Annotated in this window: 18 protein-coding genes; 5 read left to right on the plus strand and 13 right to left on the minus strand. The window is 56.1% G+C overall.

Translation table 11 applies throughout. From position 1 onward, the window contains the following. Positions 1-23 precede the first annotated feature (23 nt). A complete protein-coding gene (gene rlmD, locus AC6I77_RS15115; protein WP_003854615.1) occupies positions 24-1,340 on the minus strand; it encodes a 23S rRNA (uracil(1939)-C(5))-methyltransferase RlmD in 1,317 nt (438 codons plus the stop codon). Between the two features lie 94 nt (positions 1,341-1,434). Between rlmD and barA the strand changes: the two genes are divergently transcribed. Further along, positions 1,435-4,164 carry a two-component sensor histidine kinase BarA gene (gene barA, locus AC6I77_RS15120; protein ID WP_008927114.1) on the plus strand — a complete coding sequence of 910 codons (2,730 nt, stop codon included), beginning with the start codon at positions 1,435-1,437 and terminating at the stop codon, positions 4,162-4,164. Positions 4,165-4,352: 188 nt separating this feature from the next. On the opposite strand, the gene AC6I77_RS15125 is transcribed toward barA, so the two are convergent. The 6 genes from AC6I77_RS15125 to AC6I77_RS15150 form a co-directional block, all read right to left on the minus strand. Next, a complete protein-coding gene (locus AC6I77_RS15125) occupies positions 4,353-5,492 on the minus strand; it encodes a glycerate kinase (RefSeq protein ID WP_003854619.1) in 1,140 nt (379 codons plus the stop codon). 74 nt (positions 5,493-5,566) lie between these two features. Continuing rightward, positions 5,567-6,451 carry a 2-hydroxy-3-oxopropionate reductase gene (gene garR, locus AC6I77_RS15130; protein ID WP_497817088.1) on the minus strand — a complete coding sequence of 295 codons (885 nt, stop codon included), beginning with the start codon at positions 6,449-6,451 and terminating at the stop codon, positions 5,567-5,569. Positions 6,452-6,470: 19 nt separating this feature from the next. Then, positions 6,471-7,241: a 2-dehydro-3-deoxyglucarate aldolase gene (garL, locus tag AC6I77_RS15135; protein ID WP_003854622.1), complete on the minus strand. Its 771-nt coding sequence runs from the start codon at positions 7,239-7,241 to the stop codon at positions 6,471-6,473. 45 nt (positions 7,242-7,286) lie between these two features. Beyond that, complete coding sequence (gudD, locus tag AC6I77_RS15140; protein ID WP_008927115.1) at positions 7,287-8,618, minus strand: glucarate dehydratase; 1,332 nt, start codon at positions 8,616-8,618, stop codon at positions 7,287-7,289. Positions 8,619-8,628: 10 nt separating this feature from the next. Next, on the minus strand, positions 8,629-9,975 hold the full coding sequence (locus tag AC6I77_RS15145; protein ID WP_008927116.1) for an enolase C-terminal domain-like protein: 1,347 nt from the start codon (positions 9,973-9,975) through the stop codon (positions 8,629-8,631). Beyond that, positions 9,972-11,333 (minus strand): MFS transporter, encoded by a 1,362-nt coding sequence (locus AC6I77_RS15150; protein WP_003854623.1) that lies wholly within the window; start codon positions 11,331-11,333, stop codon positions 9,972-9,974. Before AC6I77_RS15150 ends, AC6I77_RS15145 begins: the two co-directional genes overlap by 4 nt. Positions 11,334-11,907: 574 nt before the next feature. Here AC6I77_RS15150 and garD point away from each other — a divergent pair. Next, on the plus strand, positions 11,908-13,467 hold the full coding sequence (garD, locus tag AC6I77_RS15155; protein WP_497817089.1) for a galactarate dehydratase: 1,560 nt from the start codon (positions 11,908-11,910) through the stop codon (positions 13,465-13,467). Positions 13,468-13,545: 78 nt separating this feature from the next. Here the strand turns inward: garD and AC6I77_RS15160 are convergent, their stop codons facing one another. The 4 genes from AC6I77_RS15160 to syd form a co-directional block, all read right to left on the minus strand. Next, complete coding sequence (locus AC6I77_RS15160) at positions 13,546-13,992, minus strand: flavodoxin (protein WP_497817090.1); 447 nt, start codon at positions 13,990-13,992, stop codon at positions 13,546-13,548. Positions 13,993-14,004: 12 nt separating this feature from the next. Further along, a complete protein-coding gene (truC, locus tag AC6I77_RS15165) occupies positions 14,005-14,784 on the minus strand; it encodes a tRNA pseudouridine(65) synthase TruC (protein WP_283544129.1) in 780 nt (259 codons plus the stop codon). Beyond that, on the minus strand, positions 14,784-15,113 hold the full coding sequence (locus AC6I77_RS15170; protein ID WP_003854625.1) for a YqcC family protein: 330 nt from the start codon (positions 15,111-15,113) through the stop codon (positions 14,784-14,786). The genes truC and AC6I77_RS15170 overlap by 1 nt, the downstream gene beginning before the upstream one ends. A 587-nt stretch (positions 15,114-15,700) precedes the next feature. Then, on the minus strand, positions 15,701-16,249 hold the full coding sequence (syd, locus tag AC6I77_RS15175; RefSeq protein ID WP_110411046.1) for a SecY-interacting protein: 549 nt from the start codon (positions 16,247-16,249) through the stop codon (positions 15,701-15,703). Between the two features lie 62 nt (positions 16,250-16,311). On the opposite strand from syd, the gene queF reads away from it, so the two are divergent. From queF to xni, 3 genes are all read left to right on the plus strand, one after another. Continuing rightward, positions 16,312-17,157 (plus strand): NADPH-dependent 7-cyano-7-deazaguanine reductase QueF, encoded by an 846-nt coding sequence (queF, locus tag AC6I77_RS15180; RefSeq protein WP_497817091.1) that lies wholly within the window; start codon positions 16,312-16,314, stop codon positions 17,155-17,157. A 169-nt stretch (positions 17,158-17,326) separates the two neighbouring features. Beyond that, positions 17,327-18,691, plus strand: a complete 1,365-nt coding sequence (gene ppnN, locus AC6I77_RS15185; RefSeq protein WP_003854629.1) for a nucleotide 5'-monophosphate nucleosidase PpnN — start codon at positions 17,327-17,329, stop codon at positions 18,689-18,691. A 34-nt stretch (positions 18,692-18,725) separates the two neighbouring features. Beyond that, positions 18,726-19,481, plus strand: coding sequence for a flap endonuclease Xni (gene xni, locus AC6I77_RS15190; protein WP_008927122.1), 756 nt, complete (start codon positions 18,726-18,728; stop codon positions 19,479-19,481). A gap of 24 nt (positions 19,482-19,505) precedes the next feature. Here the strand turns inward: xni and rlmM are convergent, their stop codons facing one another. After that, entirely contained in the window at positions 19,506-20,606 is a 1,101-nt protein-coding gene (gene rlmM, locus AC6I77_RS15195; RefSeq protein ID WP_497817092.1) for a 23S rRNA (cytidine(2498)-2'-O)-methyltransferase RlmM, read from the minus strand. Continuing rightward, complete coding sequence (locus AC6I77_RS15200; RefSeq protein WP_312543970.1) at positions 20,599-20,994, minus strand: DUF423 domain-containing protein; 396 nt, start codon at positions 20,992-20,994, stop codon at positions 20,599-20,601. The genes rlmM and AC6I77_RS15200 overlap by 8 nt, the downstream gene beginning before the upstream one ends. Positions 20,995-20,997: the final 3 nt, after the last annotated feature.

Consider the following 20,997-nt stretch of genomic DNA (forward strand, 5'->3'; position numbering starts at 1 on the left):
TCCTGCACAACGACATTCATCGCTTATGTTTTTCTGAACAGCACCATGGATTCGAGATGACGGGTATGAGGAAACATATCCAGCATCGCGACCCTTTCCAATTGGTAGCCTGCTGACAGCAATATCTGGCTGTCGCGGGCGAGTGTTGTGGGATTACACGAAACATAGACCACACGTTCTGGTGCAAGTTTAACCACATGCGCCATTACGCCCGCAGCCCCGGCGCGTGCCGGATCGAGTAATACCTTGTTAAACCCCTGTGTCGCCCACGGCTGGCGCGACACCTCTTCTTCCAGATTATGCTGAAAGAAACTTACATTTTTAAGATTATTCAAATCAGCATTATACGCTGCCTGCCGCACTAATGCTGCAATCCCCTCCACACCAACCACATTTTGTACGAAGATTCCTACAGGAAGTGTGAAGTTTCCCATGCCACAAAACAGATCCAGCACGCGGTCTTCCGGCTGCAAATCCAGCCAGGCGATCGCCTTCGCGACCATCTGCTGATTCACCCCATCATTAACCTGGATAAAATCCTGTGGATTGAAGGTTAGCTTAAGTTGATGAGAGTGATAAAAGGGCATCGATTCACTTAACGCCGTCAGATTTTCATCGCCCGCATCCAGGAACAGCATCAGCTGATGTTTATGCGAAAACTGTTCCAGTTTTTCACGGTCATCTGTATGCAGCGCATCAAGATGGCGCAGAATCATCAGCGGGCCATTGTCCGCCAGCACCAGTTCCACATGCCCGAGACGCCTGACAGCTCGCAGGTCGCTGAGACACTGGTGCAGCGGAACCAGCAATGCCTCAAGTTCGGGCACTAAAACGGGGCAGTGCTGTATATCGACCAGATCGTTGCTGGCTTCCTGCCGGAATCCCATCTGCAATCGCTGCGCTTTATTTTGCCATTGCAGACCCAGACGCGCACGACGGCGGTAACCCCAGGGCTGACCGGCGATCACCTCATCCACCGCGACACTCTGTGAGGCGGCCTGGCTCAGCATCCGGCTCAGGGCCTGCGCTTTGCTCTGCTGTTGCAGTGCCACATCGGCATGCTGCTGCTGGCAACCGCCGCAGCGATCATAGTGCGGGCAGCGCGGTGTCACCCGAGCCGGACTGCGGCTAATCAGCCGTGTCACTTTCGCCCGGGCAAATTGACGTTTATCCTCTGTCAGCACAATCTCAGCCTGTTCACCCGGCAGGGCACCCGCGACAAACAGGGTTTTGCCCTTGTGGCGTGCCACACCTTGTCCAAACGGGTCAAGCTCCTCAATGGTGACGGTAAGGCGTTGTTGCGTCGTCACGCGCTGTTTTGCAACGTAGAATTGCGCCATAGTGTTATTTATTCTCTTTATCGAAAAACGACCTGCATAGCTTTATCGACAGCATGCACAGGGACGTTAATGCCGGAGTAGCCAGGCGACTATTATGACCAAATACAGCCTTCGGGCGCGAATGATGATTTTAATTCTGGCACCCACGCTGATGGTTGGCCTGCTGCTCAGCTCATTTTTTGTGGTGCACCGCTACAATGAGCTACAGCGACAGGTAATCGATGCCGGGGCCAACATCATCGAACCCCTGGCGATTTCCAGCGAATACAGCATGACCTGGCACAATCGTGATGCCATGCGTGAACTGGTCAGCCTGCTGCATCGTCGCCACTCCGCCATTGTTCGGGCGATCTCGGTGTTTGATAACCACAATCAGCTCTACGTCACCTCCAATCACAAGCAAAACCTCAGCCTGTTGCAACAGGATGACATCCGCGGCCTGCCCGACGATGTTTCAATGGAACGTCACGGCAGCATACTGATTCTGCGCACGCCGATTACCACCGAACGTTACGATGTGGATGAATTACCGGATGAAGATGCCAAGCCATCGGGCAATCCGCTGGGCTATGTGGCAATAGAGCTGGATCTGCAGTCGGTGCGTTTACAGCAGTATAAAGAGGTGTTTGTCGCCACGCTGATGCTGCTCTTCTGCCTCTGCCTTGCCATGCTGTTTGCTTACCGTCTGATGCGCGATGTCACCGGCCCGATCCGCAATATGGTCACCACCGTTGACCGCATCCGTCGCGGCCAGCTTGATAGCCGCGTTGAGGGTTACATGCTGGGTGAACTCAGCATTCTGAAAAACGGGATTAACGCGATGGCCATGTCGCTGACCGCCTATCACGAAGAGATGCAGCACAATATCGATCAGGCGACCTACGATCTGCGGGAAACACTGGAACAGCTGGAGATTCAGAACGTTGAGCTGGATCTGGCGAAGAAACGCGCCCAGGAAGCGGCGCGCATCAAATCTGAGTTTCTGGCCAATATGTCCCATGAGCTGCGAACGCCGCTGAATGGCGTGCTGGGCTTTACCCGCCAGATGCTGAAAACCCAGCTGCGCACGACGCAGCGCGACTATATGCAGACCATTGAACGTTCGGCTAATAACCTGCTCAGCATAATCAATGACGTGCTCGATTTCTCGAAGCTGGAAGCGGGCAAGCTGATGCTGGAGGCCATCCCCTTCCCGCTACGCGCCACGCTGGATGAAACTCTGGTGCTGCTGGCGCCGTCGGCACATGATAAAGGGCTGGAGCTGACGGTGGTGTGTGACAGCAGCGTGCCGGACAACGTGATTGGCGATGCGCTGCGCCTGCAACAGATCCTGATCAACCTGATCGGAAACGCCATCAAGTTTACCGAGAAGGGATACATCGGCCTGCGCGTCGGACAGCGGGTGATTACGCAGTCGCGCGTCGAGCTGGAGATTCAGGTTGAGGACAGCGGCATCGGCATCTCTGAGCAGCAACAGACCCAGATGTTCCAGGCGTTTCGTCAGGCTGACGCCAGTATTTCGCGCCGTCATGGCGGTACCGGGCTGGGGCTGGTCATCACCCAGAAACTGGTACGGGAGATGGGCGGCGAAATCACCTTTAGCAGCCAGCCGGATCAAGGCTCTGTCTTTGTCATTCGCGTACAGCTGGATCTTAATCCTAATGCACCCGGCATGCCGCGCGTGCTGGATGCGCTGTCACATGCGCGCATTGCCTACGTGGAACCGGATGCTTATGTTGCCAGCGCAGCGCTGGAGATGCTGAGCGCGACACCGTTGCAGATTGACTACAGCGAAACGCTGGAGGGATTAAAAGCACCTCACTATCCGCTGCTGCTGATGGCGATGCCCGTCGATATCAGCCAGCCCGAACTGCTCAACGAGCGCAGGATTAATGGGCTGCTGGATCGGGCTGACAATGTGCTGATGGCGCTTCCCAGCCCGATGATGTTGCTGGCTGATGAGCTGAAGGCGCGGGGCATTGACGGCTGCATTGCGAAACCAATCTCTCTGACGCGACTCCTGCCGATGTTACTGGATCTCCATACCCGTCAGATGAGTGAACTGCCGCCATCTCCCCGCCTGCCGCTGACGGTGATGGCGGTGGATGATAATCCCGCCAATCTTAAACTGATTGGCGCGCTGCTCGAGGAGCAGGTGCAGAATATCCTGCTGTGCAGCAGCGCTGAACACGCTATTCGCGAGGCTCGCCAGCAGCCGCTGGATGTGATTCTGATGGATATTCAGATGCCTGAGATTGATGGCATTCGCGCCAGCGAAATTATCCGTAGCCTGCCTCAACACGCCAGCACGCCGATTGTGGCAGTGACCGCCCATGCCATTGATGGCGAGCGCGAGCAGTTGATCAAGGCAGGCATGAATGACTACCTTGCGAAGCCAATTGATGAGAGCAAGTTAAGGCAGCTTCTGGCGCGCTATACGCCGCCGCCGGTGGTCCCTGTGCCTGAACTGCTGCCAATATTACCCACGCTCGACTGGCAACTGGCACTGCGACAGGCGGCGAATAAACCCGATCTGGCACGCGATCTGCTGCGGATGCTGCTGGAATTTTTACCGGAAGTGCATGCGAAGATGGCGCAGTTTATGGCGACCAATGAGGTCAACGCCCTGCGTGAGATTATTCACAAGCTGCACGGCAGCGCCAGCTACAGCGGCGTACCGCGCATGAAACAACTCTGCCATCAGCTGGAGCGAGGACTGCTGGAGGCCAGCGACATCGCGGCACTGGAACCGGAGCTGCTGGAGTTGCAGGATGAGATGGAAAACGTCGCCAGAGAAGCCCGTCAGCTGTTAGGAATTGGATAAGGCTGGCGGCAGCTGCCGCCGAACCTGCCACTGTCTCAAACGCTAACCGGCTTGCAGGGCTAACTTACAGCGCGCTGGCCAGAAAAGAGCGTGGTGCTTAAACAGACATTCTGAATATCAACGCCCTTTTCAGTCTGCTCAATGTCCGCTCAATCCGGCTGGGCTTAATAATCAGGTGCGCCTGCCGGTTACCTGAATCCGGCCAGTTTCAGCGTGGCAGCCACGTTACGTGCCGTCATCTCAACATTTTTTCCGGCACTGGCCAGTGCTTCATCCAGCGAACAGATGGTGTAAAGCACGCTGAATACCGCATCGATTCCATGTTGATGCACCACGCCAACATCCGCCGTCAGGCTGCCGGCAATACCAATCACTGGCTTGTTAAAACGTTTTGCCACGCTGGCGACACCAATTGGCACCTTGCCATTAATACTCTGGCTGTCGATACGCCCTTCACCGGTAATCACCAGATCAGCATCTTTCACCTGGTCAGCCAGCCCCAGCGCCTCTGTGACAATTTCAATGCCGCGTCGCAGTTCCGCCCGACAAAAGGCGTGCAGTGCCGCCCCCATCCCGCCCGCTGCGCCGCCGCCAGGAATGTGCAGGACATCAATATCCAGATCGCGATGAATAATGGCGGCGTAATGCACCAATGCCTGATCGAGCTGCTGCACCAGCGCCGGTGTCGCGCCTTTCTGCGGACCGAAGATGGCCGATGCGCCCTCTTTTCCGGTGAGCGGATTAGAAACATCACACGCCACTTCAATGCGGCACTGATGAATGCGGGCATCCAGTGCATCAATATCAATGCTGGCAAGCGCAGAGAGCGCACCGCCTCCGTGACCAATCTCGCCGCCCTGGGCATCCAGCAGTCGGGCGCCGAGCGCCTGCATCATCCCGGCACCGCCATCATTGGTGGCGCTGCCGCCGATACCAATGATGATATGGCCGACGCCCTTATCCAGCGCATGCCTGATCAACTCGCCGGTGCCGAATGAGGTCGTTATCAGCGGGTCACGCTGTGCTGCCGGAACCTGTTCCAGTCCGCTGGCCGCGGCCATTTCGATATAGGCCGTGGACTCATCGCCGGACAGGCCATAAAAGGCATCAACCTGCGTGCCCAACGGTCCGGTCACCTTCAGCCTGACGATTTTTCCCTTCGTCGCCGCCACCATCGCTTCTACCGTGCCTTCGCCACCGTCGGCGACCGGTATTTTCACGTAATGTGCATCGGGGAAGATGTCACGGAAACCCGCTTCAATCGCCGATGCCACATCCAGGGCGGATAAACTCTCTTTATATGAATCCGGTGCGATTACGATTTTCATAGGCAATCCGAGCGCAGTTGAGTGATTGAAACGGCTCTGAACCAGTCCGGTGTTGGGGAGACCGGCATCGGGTTTTAGCGGGCGATTTCAACCTTCGCTAACTTCTCATAATAGCAGGCCAGTGCACTGTGGTCGGCGTTACCCTGCCCGTCATTGCGCAGCGCCTGCATCATCTCCATCACTGCTGCCGTCAGCGGCAGATGCGCGCCGATGCTGTGCGAGGTATCCAGCGCGTTCGCCAGATCTTTGATGTGCAGGTCAATCCGGAAGCCGGGCTTGAAGTTACGATCCATCACCATCGGCGCTTTGGCATCCAGTACCGTGCTGCCCGCCAGGCCGCCACGAATCGCCTGATAAACCAGATCCGGATTCACACCCGCTTTGGTCGCCAGCGATAACGCTTCAGACATCGCCGCAATGTTCAGTGCCACAATCACCTGGTTAGCCAGCTTAGTCACGTTGCCCGCACCGATGTCGCCGGTATGCACCACCGAGCCCGCCATCGCTTTCATGATGTCATAGCAGGAATCGAACACGGCTTTGTCACCGCCGACCATCACCGAAAGCGTTCCTTCAATCGCTTTGGGTTCGCCGCCACTGACCGGCGCATCGAGCATTTTGATCTGCTTTTCTGCCAGCGCATCGTGTACCTCACGGCTCGCCAGCGGCGCAATGGAACTCATGTCGATGACCACCAGACCTGGCTTCGCCCCTTCGATAATGCCGTTTTTCCCCAGGCAGACGTCAATAACCTGCGGTGAATTGGGCACCATGGTAATCACCACATCGCACTGCTCAGCCACCTCTTTTGGCGTTTTCGCCACAGTTGCGCCCAGTTTAGCCAGTTCCGCTTCGTTTTCGGTGTTGTTGTCGCGCACTACCAGCAAATACCCGGCTTTCACCAGATTTTTACTCATGGGTTTGCCCATGATGCCCAGGCCGATAAATCCAATTTTCATGACGTTTCCCCTTAATCGATTAGCGCTTAAATTTGTCGCATAACGCCTGCGAGGCGTTGCGGAACATCCCGACATCGCTGCCGACAGCCACAAAGGTGGCGCCCCACTCCAGATAGCGACGCGCGTCCGCTTCTACCGGTGCCAGAATGCCGCTCGGCTTACCGGCGGCTTTGGCTCGTTCAAAAATGTGCTTAATCACTTTCAGTACTTCGGGATGTGCGGGCTGACCGAGATAGCCCAGCGCAGCGGAGAGATCGCCCGGCCCGACAAAAATGCCGTCGACACCGTCCACCGCTGCGATGGCATCAATGTTGTCAACCGCCTGCTGAGTTTCGATCTGCACCAGCACCGTGATGTTGTCATTGATGGTGCTGTTGTAATCCGGCAGCGTGCCGTACATGTTGCTGCGATGCGACACCGAAACACCACGAATCCCGGCTGGCGGATAGCGGGTTGAGGCAACAGCCCGCAGGGCTTCCTCTTCGGTTTCGACAAACGGCACCAGAAGATTGTTAAACCCGATATCCAGCAGACGCTTAATGATCACCGGCTCGTTGCAGGGCGGACGCACCACGGGCGCACTGTGGCTGCCTTTCAGCGCCATCAGCTGCGGTACAAAGGTGGTGATGTCGTTGGGCGCGTGCTCTCCATCCAGGACCAGCCAGTCGAAACCGGCCAGCCCCAGAATTTCAGTCGAGATCGGACTGGCCAGCGCGCACCAGCTGCCAATCAGGGTATCGCCCGCTAACAGGCGACGACGAAATCCATTGGGCCAGGCTGCATTACTCATGGTTGAACTCCTGTGACGATGGCTCCGCTTGGGGAGCCGAAAAGGTTAACGAACCAGGCATGGGCGCTTATTGTCGAACGTCCATCCCGGCACTAAAAACTGCATCGCTTCAGCATCGTCACGTGCACCCAGTCCCTGCTTCTGATAGAGCGCATTGGCCTGCATCACCTGATCCATATCCAGCTCTACGCCGAGACCCGGTTTCTGCGGCACCTGCACCATACCGCCTTTAATCTGGAACGGCTCTTTGGTCAGACGCTGATTGCCCTCCTGCCAGATCCAGTGGGTATCAATGGCGGTAATCGCACCCGGCGCGGCAGCGGCAACGTGGGTGAACATCGCCAGCGAAATGTCGAAGTGGTTATTGGAGTGCGAGCCCCAGGTCAGACCGAAGTCGTGACACATCTGCGCCACGCGCACCGAACCCTGCATGGTCCAGAAATGTGGGTCAGCCAGCGGAATGTCGACTGACTGCAGCGACAGGGTATGGCCCATCTGCCGCCAGTCGGTGGCGATCATATTGGTGGCCGTTGGCATGCCGGTGGCGCGGCGGAACTCAGCCATCACTTCGCGACCGGAGTAGCCCTGTTCGGCTCCACAAGGATCTTCTGCGTAGGCCAGCACATCTTTAAGCTGTTTGCCGAGCATGATCGCCTCGTTGAGCGACCAGGCTCCGTTGGGATCGAGGGTAATACGGGCTTCAGGAAAACGTTTTGCCAGCGCGGTAACGGCTTCAGCCTCTTCGCCGCCGCGCAGCACGCCGCCTTTGAGTTTGAAATCGTTAAAGCCATATTTCTCATAAGCCGCTTCCGCCAGACGCACGACCGCATCCGGCGTGAGCGCCTCTTCATGGCGCAGGCGATACCAGTCGCACGGATCGTTCTGCTGGTTCTGATAAGAGAGCGAGGTTTTATTGCGGTCGCCGATGTAGAACAGGTAGCCGAGCATCTCCACGCGGTCGCGCTGCTGACCGTCACCCAGCAGCGAGGCGACGTTGACGCCCAGGTGCTGACCCAGCAAATCAAGCAGCGCCGCTTCGATACCGGTCACCACATGGATCGTGGTGCGCAGATCAAAGGTCTGGTTACCGCGCCCGTTCGCATCGCGGTCAGCAAAGGTGCTGCGCACCAGGCTGAGGGTATTTTTGTACTCACCCAGCGTTTTGCCGATCACCAGCGAGGCCGCATCTTCCAGCGTCTGGCGAATCTTCTCGCCGCCCGGAATTTCGCCAACACCAGTGTGTCCGGCGTTATCTTTGATAATCACAATGTTGCGGGTAAAGAATGGTGAGTGAGCGCCGCTGAGGTTTAGCAGCATGCTGTCATAGCCTGCGACCGGAATAACCTGCATGGCGGTCACTTTCGGTGTTGAACTCATCTCTTGCTCCTTATGCTGTTGCACGGCCAAATGCCGGACGCTTGCGATCAAAAGTCCAGCCAGGGACCAGATACTGCATCGCCGTGGCGTCGTTACGCGCACCGGCGGGCAGTGACTGATAAAGCTGATGGGCTTTGTTTACCTGCTCCCAGTCGAGCTCAATGCCCAGGCCAGGCGCATCCGGTACGGCAATTTTTCCGTTGCGGATTTGCAGCGGATTTTTCGTCAGGCGCTGATCGCCCTCCTGCCAGATCCAGTGGGTATCAATCGCGGTCGGGTTGCCTGGCGCTGCTGCACCCACATGGGTAAACATCGCCAGCGAAATATCAAAGTGGTTATTGGAGTGACAGCCCCAGGTGAGGCCCCATTCATCGCACAGCTGCGCGACCCGAACAGCACCGCTCAGCGTCCAGAAATGCGGATCGGCCAGCGGAATATCGACCGCATTGACCATCACCGCGTGGTTCATCTCGCGCCAGTTGGTGGCGATCATATTTGTGGCGACGGGCAGGCCGGTTGCGCGCCGGAACTCAGCCATCACTTCCCGGCCCGAATAGCCCTGCTCCGCGCCACAGGGGTCTTCGGCGTAGCTCAGCACATCCTGCATTCCTTTACACAGCGCGATGGCTTCATCCAGCAGCCAGGCTCCATTGGGATCGACGGTGATACGGGCATCGGGAAAACGCTGCTTGAGCGCCGCCGCCGTGGCGATCTCCTGCTCACCCGGCAGCACGCCACCTTTGAGCTTGAAATCTTTAAAGCCATATTTATCCTGTGCCGCTTCAGCCAGGCGCACGACAGCATCGCTGGTCAGTGCTTCCTGATGACGCAGGTGATACCAGTCGTGGCTGGCCTGATCACCGCTCAGATAGGGAAGATCGGTTTTACGGCGGTCGCCAAGATAGAACAGGTAGCCCAGCACCGTGACTTCATCACGCTGTTTGCCCGGCCCCAGCAGTTCAGCCACCGGTACGCCCAGACACTGTCCCAGCAGATCGAGCAGCGCGGCTTCAAGTGCGGCCACCGCATTGACCCGCAATTCAAAGGTCCATGCACCGTTACCGAAAGTGGTGAAGTCGGCGGACTGATTGCCTTTGTGCACCTGCTGCACCAGACGATTCATTCGGGCAATCTGCTGGCCTTTCACCTGCGGAATCGCCTCCACCAGCGTCTGATAGATGGTGTCGCCGCCCGGCGCCTCACCGACGCCGGTGTGACCGGCACTATCAGTGAGCACCACAATGTTGCGGGTAAAACAGGCGTTGTGTGCACCGCCAATATTGAGCAGCATACTGTCGTAACCGGCGACCGGGATAACCCGCATGTCAGTAATCACCGGCGAACTTTGCGTATTCATGATGCATCCTTACCAGGCCAGGTTTTCAGTTCGACACGTTTGATATCGCCGGCAATGACCAGGAAGCTGAATGCCGCGACAAAGGCGTGAATCCCCACATAAACCAGCGCGCCTTCAAATGAACCGCTGGTGGCAATGATGTAACCGATGGCGATAGGCGTGACGATGCCGGAGAAGTTACCGAACATGTTGAACAAACCACCGCTCAGGCCGCTGATCTCTTTCGGCGCGGTATCTGCCATCACCGCCCAGCCCAGCGCGCCGATGCCTTTACCAAAGAAGGCCAGTGCCATAAAGAACACCACCATCCATTCGGTATTGGTGTAGTTACACATCACCATTGAGATAGAGAGCAGCATGCCGAGAACGATTGGCGTTTTACGTGCGATATTCAGCGAGCCGGTTTTACGCATCAGCCAGTCAGAGATCACCCCGCCCAGTACGCCGCCGAGGAAGCCGCACACCGCCGGAATCGACGCAACAAAGCCCGCTTTAAGAATCGACATGCCGCGCGCCTGTACCAGATAGACCGGGAACCAGGTGATAAAGAAGTAGGTTAAGGCGTTAACACAGTATTGACCGAGATAGATGCCCAGCATCATGCGTGACGTCAGCAGCTGTTTGATCTGGAACCACTTCTCGCTCCAGCTCACTTTTCGGGTGTTCTTTTTGACATCCATGTTGATGAGCGCGCCGCCCTGTTCCATGTACTCCAGTTCAGCTTTATTCACGCCAGGATGATCGGTGGGATCGTGTATCACTTTGAGCCAGATGAAACTGAGGATGATGCCCAGGCCGCCCATGAACCAGAACACGTGCGCCCAGCCCACGGAAGAGACCAGCCAGCCCATAATCGGTGCGAAGATCACGGTGGCAAAGTATTGGGCCGAGTTGAAGATCGCCACCGCCGTGCCGCGTTCCTGCGCCGGGAACCAGGCTGCGACTATGCGGCTGTTGCCCGGGAAAGAAGGTGCTTCAGCCAGGCCGACCAGGAAACGCAGAATAAACAGCGACATGATGATGCCAAAGCCGCTGAACAGATCGACGAACCCTTGCAGAAAGGTAAACAGCGACCAGGTGAAGATGCTCCAGAAGTAGACGCGTTTTGAGCCGAAGCGATCGAGCAGCCAGCCGCCCGGAATCTGACCAATGACATACGCCCATGAGAACGCTGAGAAGATATAGCCAAGTCCGACTGAATCAAGGCCGATATCTTTGGACATCGCCGAACCGGCAATTGAAATGGTTGCGCGGTCACCGTAGTTGAATGAGGTGACGATAAATAACATCACCACAATCCAGTAACGGGCATTGGTGCGCTTCTGCACCGTTTCCGCGGTCTGGCTGAAACTATTCATGATGCACTCCTGAAATATAGCGTGAGCTACATCCGCTCTGACTGCATACACATCGCGTTGGGTATCAGAGAGAAATTGGGTTAAACACGGCGATCTTTTTGTTTTGGCAAACTTTTATTTATTCATCCGGCTGCTGACAGCTGCGGTCATTAACGCGCCTTTGCCCCTGCATCAGATGAGGAATACGTCGTGACAGATAACCTGACTTTGGCTAACGAAACTCAGTATAAGAACAGCCCGTAGCGATCACATTGGCGTATCGCCCTGGAATAAACTGATTAATGAAGTGATTATCTTGCGGATGCACAAAAGGCTGCGGTGTGGCTCACGAAAGTGGCAAATACCATGGCGAAATTAGCCGCTGACAACGCTTTACCCCGCTGTTTGTGAGGCTCTTCACTTGCTTTTGGATAAGCGACCCAAAACAACGCGGTGAAATACCTCAATGGTGGTCATTTGCACAATGCGCCACGTGCGACGCCTCCCTATACTGAAGCTGGCAAACACGCGTGTGACAGATCAGAACATTACAACGTGCCGCACAAGTACGGCACGACAGACAGGAAGGTGAGCGATGAAACCCAATACAGATGAACAACCGCTCTATATCAAAGTCCATGAGCATGACAATGTCGCGATTGTGGTCAACAGCATGGGTCTGCCAGCCGGCACGCAGTTTGCGGATGGCCTGACGCTTACTGAACATGTGCCGCAGGGCCATAAAGTGGCGCTAAGCGCCATTAACCAGGGTGCAGAGATTGTGCGATATGGTGAAGTTATCGGCTATGCGCTGCGGGATATTGCCCAGGGCAGCTGGATTGATGAATCTCTTGTTGCGCTGCCAGAAGCCCCTCCGCTGGAGAGCCTGCCGTTAGCCAAGCAGGTTCCGCCTGATTTGCCGCCGTTAGAAGGTTACACCTTTGAAGGTTACCGGAATGCGGATGGCAGCGTGGGTACGCGTAATCTCCTCGGCATCACCACCAGTGTCCACTGCGTGGCGGGTGTGGTGGATCATGTCGTGCAGATCATTGAACGGGATCTGCTGCCACGCTTTCCGAATGTGGATGGCGTCGTCGCCCTGAACCATCTTTATGGCTGTGGTGTGGCGATCAACGCGCCTGCTGCGGTGGTGCCGATTCGCACCATTCATAATCTGGCACTGAATGCCAATTTCGGCGGCGAAGTGATGATCGTCAGTCTGGGTTGCGAAAAGTTGCAGCCTGAGCGCCTGCTGACCGGCACGCCTGACGTGCAGGCCATTTCACTGGACGACCATGACATCGTGCGTTTGCAGGATGAAAAGCTGGTGGGTTTCGGTGCGATGGTGAATGAGATTCTGCAGGTCGCAGAACGTCATCTTCAGCGGCTCAATGCGCGCCAGCGCGAAACCTGCTCCGCTGCAGAATTGATTGTGGGTATGCAGTGTGGAGGCAGCGATGCGTTCTCAGGCGTAACGGCGAATCCGGCGGTGGGCTTCGCCTCTGATCTGCTGGTGCGCTGCGGGGCGACCGTGATGTTCTCTGAAGTCACTGAAGTGCGTGATGCCATTCACCTGCTGACGCCACGGGTGATCAATCAGGAAGTTGGTAAGCGCTTACTGGAGGAGATGGCCTGGTATGACAATTACCTCGACCAGGGCCAGACCGATCGCAGCGCTAACCCGTCTCCCGGCAACAAAAAAGGCGGCCTGGCCAACGTAGTGGAAAAAGCACTGGGATCGATCGCCAAATCGGGACGCAGCGCCATTGTCGAAGTGCTCTCGCCGGGTCAACGGCCTACGCGGCGTGGATTAATTTATGCGGCGACGCCCGCCAGCGATTTTGTCTGCGGCACGCAGCAACTGGCATCCGGTATCACGTTACAGGTGTTCACGACCGGGCGCGGAACGCCTTACGGTCTGGCCGCGATTCCGGTGATCAAGATGGCGACGCGCAATGCGCTGGCAGAGCGCTGGCACGATCTGATGGACATCAATGCCGGAACGATTGCGACGGGTGAAGAGAGTATTGAGCAGGTGGGCTGGCGACTGTTTGAGTTGATTCTGGACATTGCCAGCGGCAGGAAGCAGACCTGGTCCGATCGCTGGGGTATCCGTAATCAGCTGGCTGTGTTTAACCCGGCACCTGTCACCTGATATTGCACTCAACTGACATCGCCGTGCGCGCAACACAGGCTTATCTCAGCCAGGGCATAGATAAGCCTGCCGTTGCAATCAGAGCTGTGCGCCCCAGGCTTCAACCCATGGAGAGGTGACCGCTTCCGGCTCAGGGTTTTCAGTGGCATCAACCAGTAATACTTCGCCAACCCGCTGAGCGCCCTGCTCCTGCAGCAGCGCATCAAACGCTTTGCCCGCGCCACAGAAATGGTCATAACTGCTGTCACCCAGCGCAATCACGCCGTAGCGCAGCGCAGGCTGATGACCCAGCTTATCTTTGATCGCATGGAACAGACCGGAAATCGAATCGGGCAAATCGCCCTGGCCGGTGGTTGAGGTGACGATTAACGCCACATCGCCGGCACTGTTCTGCCAGTCTGCCAGCGTCGGATCATCAAATACGGTGACGCTGTGCCCCTGCTGTTGCAGTAACGGCTCCGCTTCTTCCGCCACCAGCAATGCATTGCCGTATACCGTACCTACAAAAATACCAATCTTTGCCATCTGCTTTCTCCCTTATTCTGAAACGCTATCCTGTCCTGGCGCTGCGTTAAACTCAACCCGCGGCACCTCAGGAATCTGTTCCTGCCAGCCAAACTGATTCATCAGATTCTGCCAGACGCCATCCAGTCCGGCGCGTATCAGCAATGGTTCACCGGTCACCGGATGGGTCAATGCCAGGCTGCTGGCGTGCAGCATCAGTCGGTTAGCGCCGAAATGTTCGGCAGCACCCCGGTTCTGACGCAGATCACCGTGCGCAGAATCACCAATAATCGGATGACGCAGGTGTGACATATGGCGGCGTAGCTGATGCTTACGACCGGTTTTAGGGGCCATCTCTACAAGGCTGTAGCGCGACGTGGGATAACGACCAATGCCGACCGGCATCTCAACGGTGGCCAGTGACTGATAATCGGTGACGGCGGGCTGTGCGGTGCGCGCTTCAGTGGCGTGTTTATCGGCAATTTTATCCAGCTCTTCCACCAGCGGATAATCGAGCGTTCCACTGCTCTCCAGCCAGCCACGCACCACGGCGTGGTAGGTTTTCTGCATCTGGTGCTGTTCAAACTGCAGGGAAAGCAGACGTCCGACTTCACTCGAAAGCCCCATCAGCAGCACGCCTGACGTAGGTTTATCCAGCCGATGCGCGGTAAAGACATGCTGTCCGATCTGATCACGAACAGTCTGCATCACAAACACCGTTTCATGGCGATCCAGCCAGCTGCGATGAACCAGCCAGCCGCTGGGCTTGTTAACGGCAACCAGCCACTCATCCTGATAGAGTATCTCCAGCATCAGTGGGCAGCATCCTTCATCAAGGCATCCAGCTGACGCAGGGTCAGCAGCAGCGGCGCAATGCCGGGCTGGTCAGGTACCAGCGCCACTTCATAATAAGGGGCAACGGCAAAGTTTTGCGGCAGCGGATGTCCCGCGGCAATCAGGGCATGCATCCGCGGGACTAAGACCCACTGGAGCCACTGCAGCGGTTCCAGTGTATCCACGCAAAAAGGTTCCTGGCTCTTAAGCGCACCCTCGGCCGGAGGAGTACTTTGCCAGAGATGGTGCTCACGCATCACCGCTTCCAGTTGCTCCAGCCGTTGCGTAATCAATTGTTCAGGCGTCATGCGCCACCTCCAGCGAGCAGTCAAAAATGGGCGGCAAGCATATCACTTGTTGGCACAGGCACAAAAAAAGGGAGCACTGTATAAACAGTGCTCCCGGTTCGTTTGCAGCTATCCTGCTACGTTTATGCTCCCTGCTCTTCCATGACAACTTGTCCAGTGCGAACTCCTGTCGCGCATCGTCCTGATGTATCCTTAGCCTCCTGGCCCACCGCCTCTTCTGAGGGGTTCTCATTCTCCATCCTGGAGGTGTCCCTTACTCAATCCTGAGCGATCCTGTTTCGTCCTGAAACCTTCACTGTGCCGTAAGCTCCGTTACGTTCCTGCCTCATGGCTTACCATCATCCTGACGATATCTGTTTCCTGAGCATCCTGCAGTGAGAAACATTTTGACAGAAACCGTTACGCAAACAAGGTACTCAGAAAGGAACTTTACGAAATGTGCTGCAGATATTCAGATAAACGCCATTAAGTTTATGATTCACAATATTTTTACATTTCAGTTTTCCGAATATCTCATCTGTTATATGGCGATCTCTCACAGAAGATGTAAGAGATATCTCACAAGGTCAGCAGCCGATCACTGCAAATCAGTTGATAACCGGTTGTAATGACTTAAGAAATATCTCAAGACTTTCGGCTAATACCGCACGCTGTTTGCGGCCAGGCTGCTCCAGAATCACTTCACCACTGAGATTAGAAAGCGAGATGATCTCCTCTTCTGAATCGGTTGTGGCAATAAACAGCGTAGGCGACTGCCTGAGGCGGCGCTGCATCACCAGATGGCCAATCAGGTTCTCCTGTAACCGCAGGAAATCCTCTTCACTCCACACCTGCAACAGTGTCAGCTGATTCTCGCCAAAAGTGGCCTGCATATCCCCGGCAAACTGCGCGGTATAGAAATCTGTGACCGACGGCTGAAGCTGGATATCGACTGCCCGTTCAACGGCATCCAGCGTCGGTGGCAGACTAAAAGGCTGCGGCTGCCAGAGCACACGCTGATCGCGATCCTCAAGTGCGCAGGGCGAGGGAACGCCATAGAGATCGCTGCTGGCCGGCGCATGTCCCGCCTGCTGAAGCCAGTGCTGGCAGTATCGGGTAGTAAAGTCGCGCAACGCGGCGGCAGTTTGCTGCATCATTCATATTCTCACTTCTGATGGGTTACACTTAGCCACTTTGATTAATTTTGGTGGTAACCGCAATGACTACTCACGAACAGGATCAGGCGCTCAGTAACCTGACGCTGGGCAAACCCACAGCCTATCACGATCAGTATGACAACAGCTTACTGCAGTCGGTGCCACGCAGTCTGAACCGTGAACCGCTGGGCCTGTTTCCCGACAGCCTGCCCTTTACCGGCAGCGATATCTGGACCCTTTATGAACTCTCGTGGCTCAACAGTAAAGGGCTACCCCAGGTTGCCGTCGGGGAAGTGGTGCTGGATGCACAGAGCCGCAATCTGATCGAGTCGAAAAGCTTTAAGCTTTACCTTAACAGTTTTAACCAGACCCGCTTTGCGGACTGGGGCGAGGTCCGTCAGACGCTGGAGCGGGATCTGAGCGCCTGTGCAGAAGGTGAAGTGCAGGTTGCGCTGTTCCGTCTTAGTGAAATTGAAGGTCAGCCTGTCGGTCATTTTGACGGTTGCTGTATTGATGAGCAGGATATTGCTATCGACGATTATCGCTTCAATGCCGACTATCTGGCGGATGCCGCAGGCAGCGAAATCGTTGAGGAGACGCTGGTGAGCCACCTGCTCAAGTCAAACTGCCTGATCACCAATCAGCCTGACTGGGGCTCGGTGCTGATCCGCTACACAGGCCCGCGTATCGACCGTGAAGCGCTGCTGCGCTATCTGGTCTCATTCCGCCAGCATAACGAATTTCACGAGCAGTGCGTCGAGCGCATCTTTAATGATGTGATGCGTTTCTGTCATCCTGAAGCGCTGACCGTTTATGCACGCTACACCCGCCGTGGCGGACTGGATATCAACCCGTGGCGCACCAATGTGCCCTTCTCACCCGGTTTTTCACGGCTGGTTCGTCAGTAGTTTGCGAGACTTCTCGCAGGCTGCGTGCTGTATGCGCAGTTCCGCTTGAGCTGTGCAGGCCGACAAGGCTACTCTGATGAAGGCGGCAATCTGCGGATTGCCGACCAGGGATTTTCGTCACTGCGGTTGCAGTGCCAACAGGCACCCAGGCGGGTGTAAAGGAGTTCATTTGATTACCCATATCAGTCCACTTGGCTCAATGGATCTGCTCTCGCAACTGGAAGTCGATATGCTCAAGCGCACAGCAAGCAGCGACCTCTACCAGCTGTTTCGCAATTGCTCTCTGGCAGTACTCAACTCCGGCAGCCAGACTGACAGCAGCCACGAACTGCTCTCCCGCTTTGAGAATTTTGACATCAACGTGCTGCGCCGTGAGCGCGGCGTCAAACTGGAACTGATCAATCCACCGGAAGAGGCGTTCGTTGATGGCCGCATCATCCGTTCCCTGCAGGCAAATCTGTTTGCGGTGCTGCGTGACATCCTGTTTGTCAGCGGCCAGCTCAACATGCCGGGCCGTTTCACGGCAGCCGAAGAGAACGATTCCGCCACGATCACCAACACCGTGTTTTCCATTTTGCGTAATGCACGGGCACTGCACATTGGCGAGTATCCCAACACCGTAGTGTGCTGGGGTGGACACTCAATCAACGCCGTTGAGTACCAGTATTGCCGCAATGTTGGTACGCAGTTGGGACTGCGCGAGCTGAATATCTGTACCGGCTGCGGGCCGGGCGTGATGGAAGCGCCAATGAAAGGGGCCGCCGTTGGCCACGCCCAGCAGCGCTATCGTGACAGCCGTTTTATCGGCCTGACAGAACCCTCGATCATTGCGGCTGAACCGCCAAATCCGCTGGTGAATGAGCTGATCATCATGCCAGACATCGAAAAACGTCTGGAAGCGTTTGTGCGTATCGCCCATGGCATCATTATTTTCCCGGGCGGGGTCGGCACGGCAGAAGAGCTGCTCTATCTGCTGGGCATTCTGATGAATCCGCAGAACAACGACCAGGTACTGCCGCTGATCCTGACCGGACCAGAAGAGAGCGCCGATTATTTCCGTGTGCTGGATGATTTCATCGTCAACACGCTGGGTGAACAGGCGCGTAAGCATTATCAGATTATTATCGATGATGCGGCAGAAGTGGCGCGTCTGATGAAGAAAGCGATGCCGCAGGTTAAAGAGAATCGTCGCGAAACCGGCGATGCTTACAGCTTCAACTGGTCGATTCGCATTGAACCCGATCTGCAGGTGCCGTTCCTGCCTACCCATGAAAATATGGCGAACCTCAATCTCTACACGAATCAGCCTCCTGAGAAGCTGGCCGCCGACCTGCGCCGCGCCTTCTCAGGCATCGTCGCGGGTAATGTTAAAGAGATGGGCATCCGCGAAATCCGTGAGAAGGGACGCTTTAAACTGCATGGCGACCCCGACATCATGCACCGCATGGATGAACTGCTGCAGGGATTCGTTGCCCAGCAGCGCATGAAGCTGCCAGGCACTGCTTACATCCCCTGCTACGAAATTATCAAATAAACCAGGAGGCAGCCCCCGGGCTGCCCATACTCTCATGGCTTTTCATCTTGTTATTGTTGACGCATTGAATCTGATTCGCCGTCTGCATGCGGTACAAGGCTCCCCCTGTGTCGACGGCTGTGTGGCTGCGCTGCGCCAGGTACTGGGTCACGCCCGCCCGACCCATGCCGTGGCGGTATTTGATGGCGAAGCGCGTCATCAGGGCTGGCGGCATCAGCTGCTTCCCGACTACAAAAGCGGTCGTCCGCCGATGCCAGACGATTTGCAGGCAGAGATGCCGGCGTTACAGGAGGCTTTTCGCGCAGCAGGCGTAAGCTGCTGGATTGCGGGCGAGGATGAAGCGGATGATTTAGCGGCGACGCTGGCGGTTAAAATGGCCCAGGCCGGACATCAGGCCACCATTGTTTCCACTGACAAAGGCTACTGCCAGCTGCTGGCACCCGAGATCCGCATCCGCGACTACTTCCAGAAACGGTGGCTCGACCTGCCTTTTATCGAGGCAGAGTTTGGCGTGGCGCCCCAGCGGTTACCTGACTACTGGGGATTATGCGGCATCAGCAGCAGTAAAATTCCGGGCATCACCGGCATCGGCCCTAAAAGCGCAAAGCAGCTGCTAACAACGTTTCAGACGCTTGAGGGGGTCTACCAGCAACTGGACCAGGTGCCCGCCAAATGGCGGGAAAAACTCGCTGAAGGGCAGCATATGGCAGAGATTAGTCGTCAGGTGGCCACACTGAAGCAGGATCTGGTGTTGCAGGGAAATCTGAACACGCTGCGTTACACCGGCTGAGTGCAACGGCACTCAGCCAGTCGATTAACGCTCGTCGCGACGGCCACCGGTCGCAGCCCACATACGACGCACATGAACCGTTACCTCTTCGCGGTCATGATAGAGCTGACGGGCGCGAATCTGCACGTTGATGCCATTCTCATCAAACCGCTCCTGCATCATGGCCAGATTCTGCGTGACCTCTTCATAGCGCTTTTTCATCGGCAACTTAAGGTTGAAGATCGCTTCGCGGCACCAGCCGTTGACCAGCCAGTCGGTCATCAGGTTAGCCACGCGAACCGGCTTCTCTACCATGTCACACACCAGCCAGCTGATGTTGGTGCGAGGCGGACGGAATTTAAATCCATCCGCTTTCTCATGCATCACCTGGCCGGTATCCATCAGGCTCGGTGCCATTGGTCCATTGTCCACCGCATAAACCATCATGCTGCGCTGGACCAGTTGATAGGTCCAGCCGCCCGGACAGGCTCCCAGATCCACCGCGTACATGCCGCTGGCTAAACGCTCATCCCACTCATCCGCAGGAATAAAGACGTGGAATGCCTCTTCCAGCTTAAGCGTGGAACGGCTTGGCGCATCAGAAGGAAACTTAAGGCGTGGAATACCCATATAAAACGGCGAGCTGTTTTCCCGAATGGAGTAACCGACGTAACAGGTGCCAGGTGCGATGAAAAACACATGCACAACCGGGCGTTTCGGGCTTTCATAGTTCAGCAGGATTTTGCTTTCACGCAGTGCTGAACGCAGCGGCACGGTGAACTTGCGGCAGAATTTGGTCAGCTCTTTGGCTTCGTTGGTGTCAGGCACTTCAACACGCAGTTCGCCCCCCTTCTCCACCACGCCGGTCAGCATGCCGACAATCGGGGTGATACGATCTTCCTGTGGCAGGTCACGCAGCATTTCGCCGACGACCAGCATCTGACGGGCAAAGATCAGCTCGTCAAATGGCAGCTCACGCGCCAGGCGATCAGCATCTTCGAACTGATAGCACTCAAACAACACGTAGCCGGAGTCATCTTTAACGCGGGGAAAGCCGTAGATTTCGCGTTCCGCCGCTTTAGCGCTGATTTCTGCCGCGCACTCTTTTTCAAAACCGGCGCGACAATAGAGTAAAACTTTATTCATGGCGTTCTGCCTTTCGTTTAAGACGCAAAGCGCCAATCAACATCAATACCCAACCGGCGAGGAAACAGACTCCACCCACAGGTGTGATAAAAACCCAAAACTTAAGATGTGACAGCGCCAGACAATAGAGGCTGCCACTGAACAGCACGGTGCCGAGCGCCATTAACGCACTGCTCCAGTAAAACCAGATATTGGCGCGACGTAACATCGCAGCGCCCAGCCCCATCACCGCTAAGGTGTGATAAGCCTGATACTCCAGCCCGGTATGCATCCAGGCCATTTCAGCCGCACCAAGCGACTGACTCAACACGTGGGCACCAAATGCGCCAAAAGCCACCAGCAGAAATCCGCTGATAGCCGCAAAAACAAACATGGCACGACTGGACATGAA

Source organism: Pantoea sp. X-Soil-ISGK-259, from assembly GCF_059730705.1.

Coding starts and splice junctions, on each gene's coding strand:
- rlmD (WP_003854615.1), bottom strand. CDS start 1,340: ATGGCGCAATTCTACGTTGCAAAACAGCGCGTGACGACGCAACAACGC.
- barA (WP_008927114.1), top strand. CDS start 1,435: ATGACCAAATACAGCCTTCGGGCGCGAATGATGATTTTAATTCTGGCA.
- AC6I77_RS15125 (WP_003854619.1), bottom strand. CDS start 5,492: ATGAAAATCGTAATCGCACCGGATTCATATAAAGAGAGTTTATCCGCC.
- garR (WP_497817088.1), bottom strand. CDS start 6,451: ATGAAAATTGGATTTATCGGCCTGGGCATCATGGGCAAACCCATGAGT.
- garL (WP_003854622.1), bottom strand. CDS start 7,241: ATGAGTAATGCAGCCTGGCCCAATGGATTTCGTCGTCGCCTGTTAGCG.
- gudD (WP_008927115.1), bottom strand. CDS start 8,618: ATGAGTTCAACACCGAAAGTGACCGCCATGCAGGTTATTCCGGTCGCA.
- AC6I77_RS15145 (WP_008927116.1), bottom strand. CDS start 9,975: ATGAATACGCAAAGTTCGCCGGTGATTACTGACATGCGGGTTATCCCG.
- AC6I77_RS15150 (WP_003854623.1), bottom strand. CDS start 11,333: ATGAATAGTTTCAGCCAGACCGCGGAAACGGTGCAGAAGCGCACCAAT.
- garD (WP_497817089.1), top strand. CDS start 11,908: ATGAAACCCAATACAGATGAACAACCGCTCTATATCAAAGTCCATGAG.
- AC6I77_RS15160 (WP_497817090.1), bottom strand. CDS start 13,992: ATGGCAAAGATTGGTATTTTTGTAGGTACGGTATACGGCAATGCATTG.
- truC (WP_283544129.1), bottom strand. CDS start 14,784: ATGCTGGAGATACTCTATCAGGATGAGTGGCTGGTTGCCGTTAACAAG.
- AC6I77_RS15170 (WP_003854625.1), bottom strand. CDS start 15,113: ATGACGCCTGAACAATTGATTACGCAACGGCTGGAGCAACTGGAAGCG.
- syd (WP_110411046.1), bottom strand. CDS start 16,249: ATGATGCAGCAAACTGCCGCCGCGTTGCGCGACTTTACTACCCGATAC.
- queF (WP_497817091.1), top strand. CDS start 16,312: ATGACTACTCACGAACAGGATCAGGCGCTCAGTAACCTGACGCTGGGC.
- xni (WP_008927122.1), top strand. CDS start 18,726: ATGGCTTTTCATCTTGTTATTGTTGACGCATTGAATCTGATTCGCCGT.
- rlmM (WP_497817092.1), bottom strand. CDS start 20,606: ATGAATAAAGTTTTACTCTATTGTCGCGCCGGTTTTGAAAAAGAGTGC.
- AC6I77_RS15200 (WP_312543970.1), bottom strand. CDS start 20,994: ATGTCCAGTCGTGCCATGTTTGTTTTTGCGGCTATCAGCGGATTTCTG.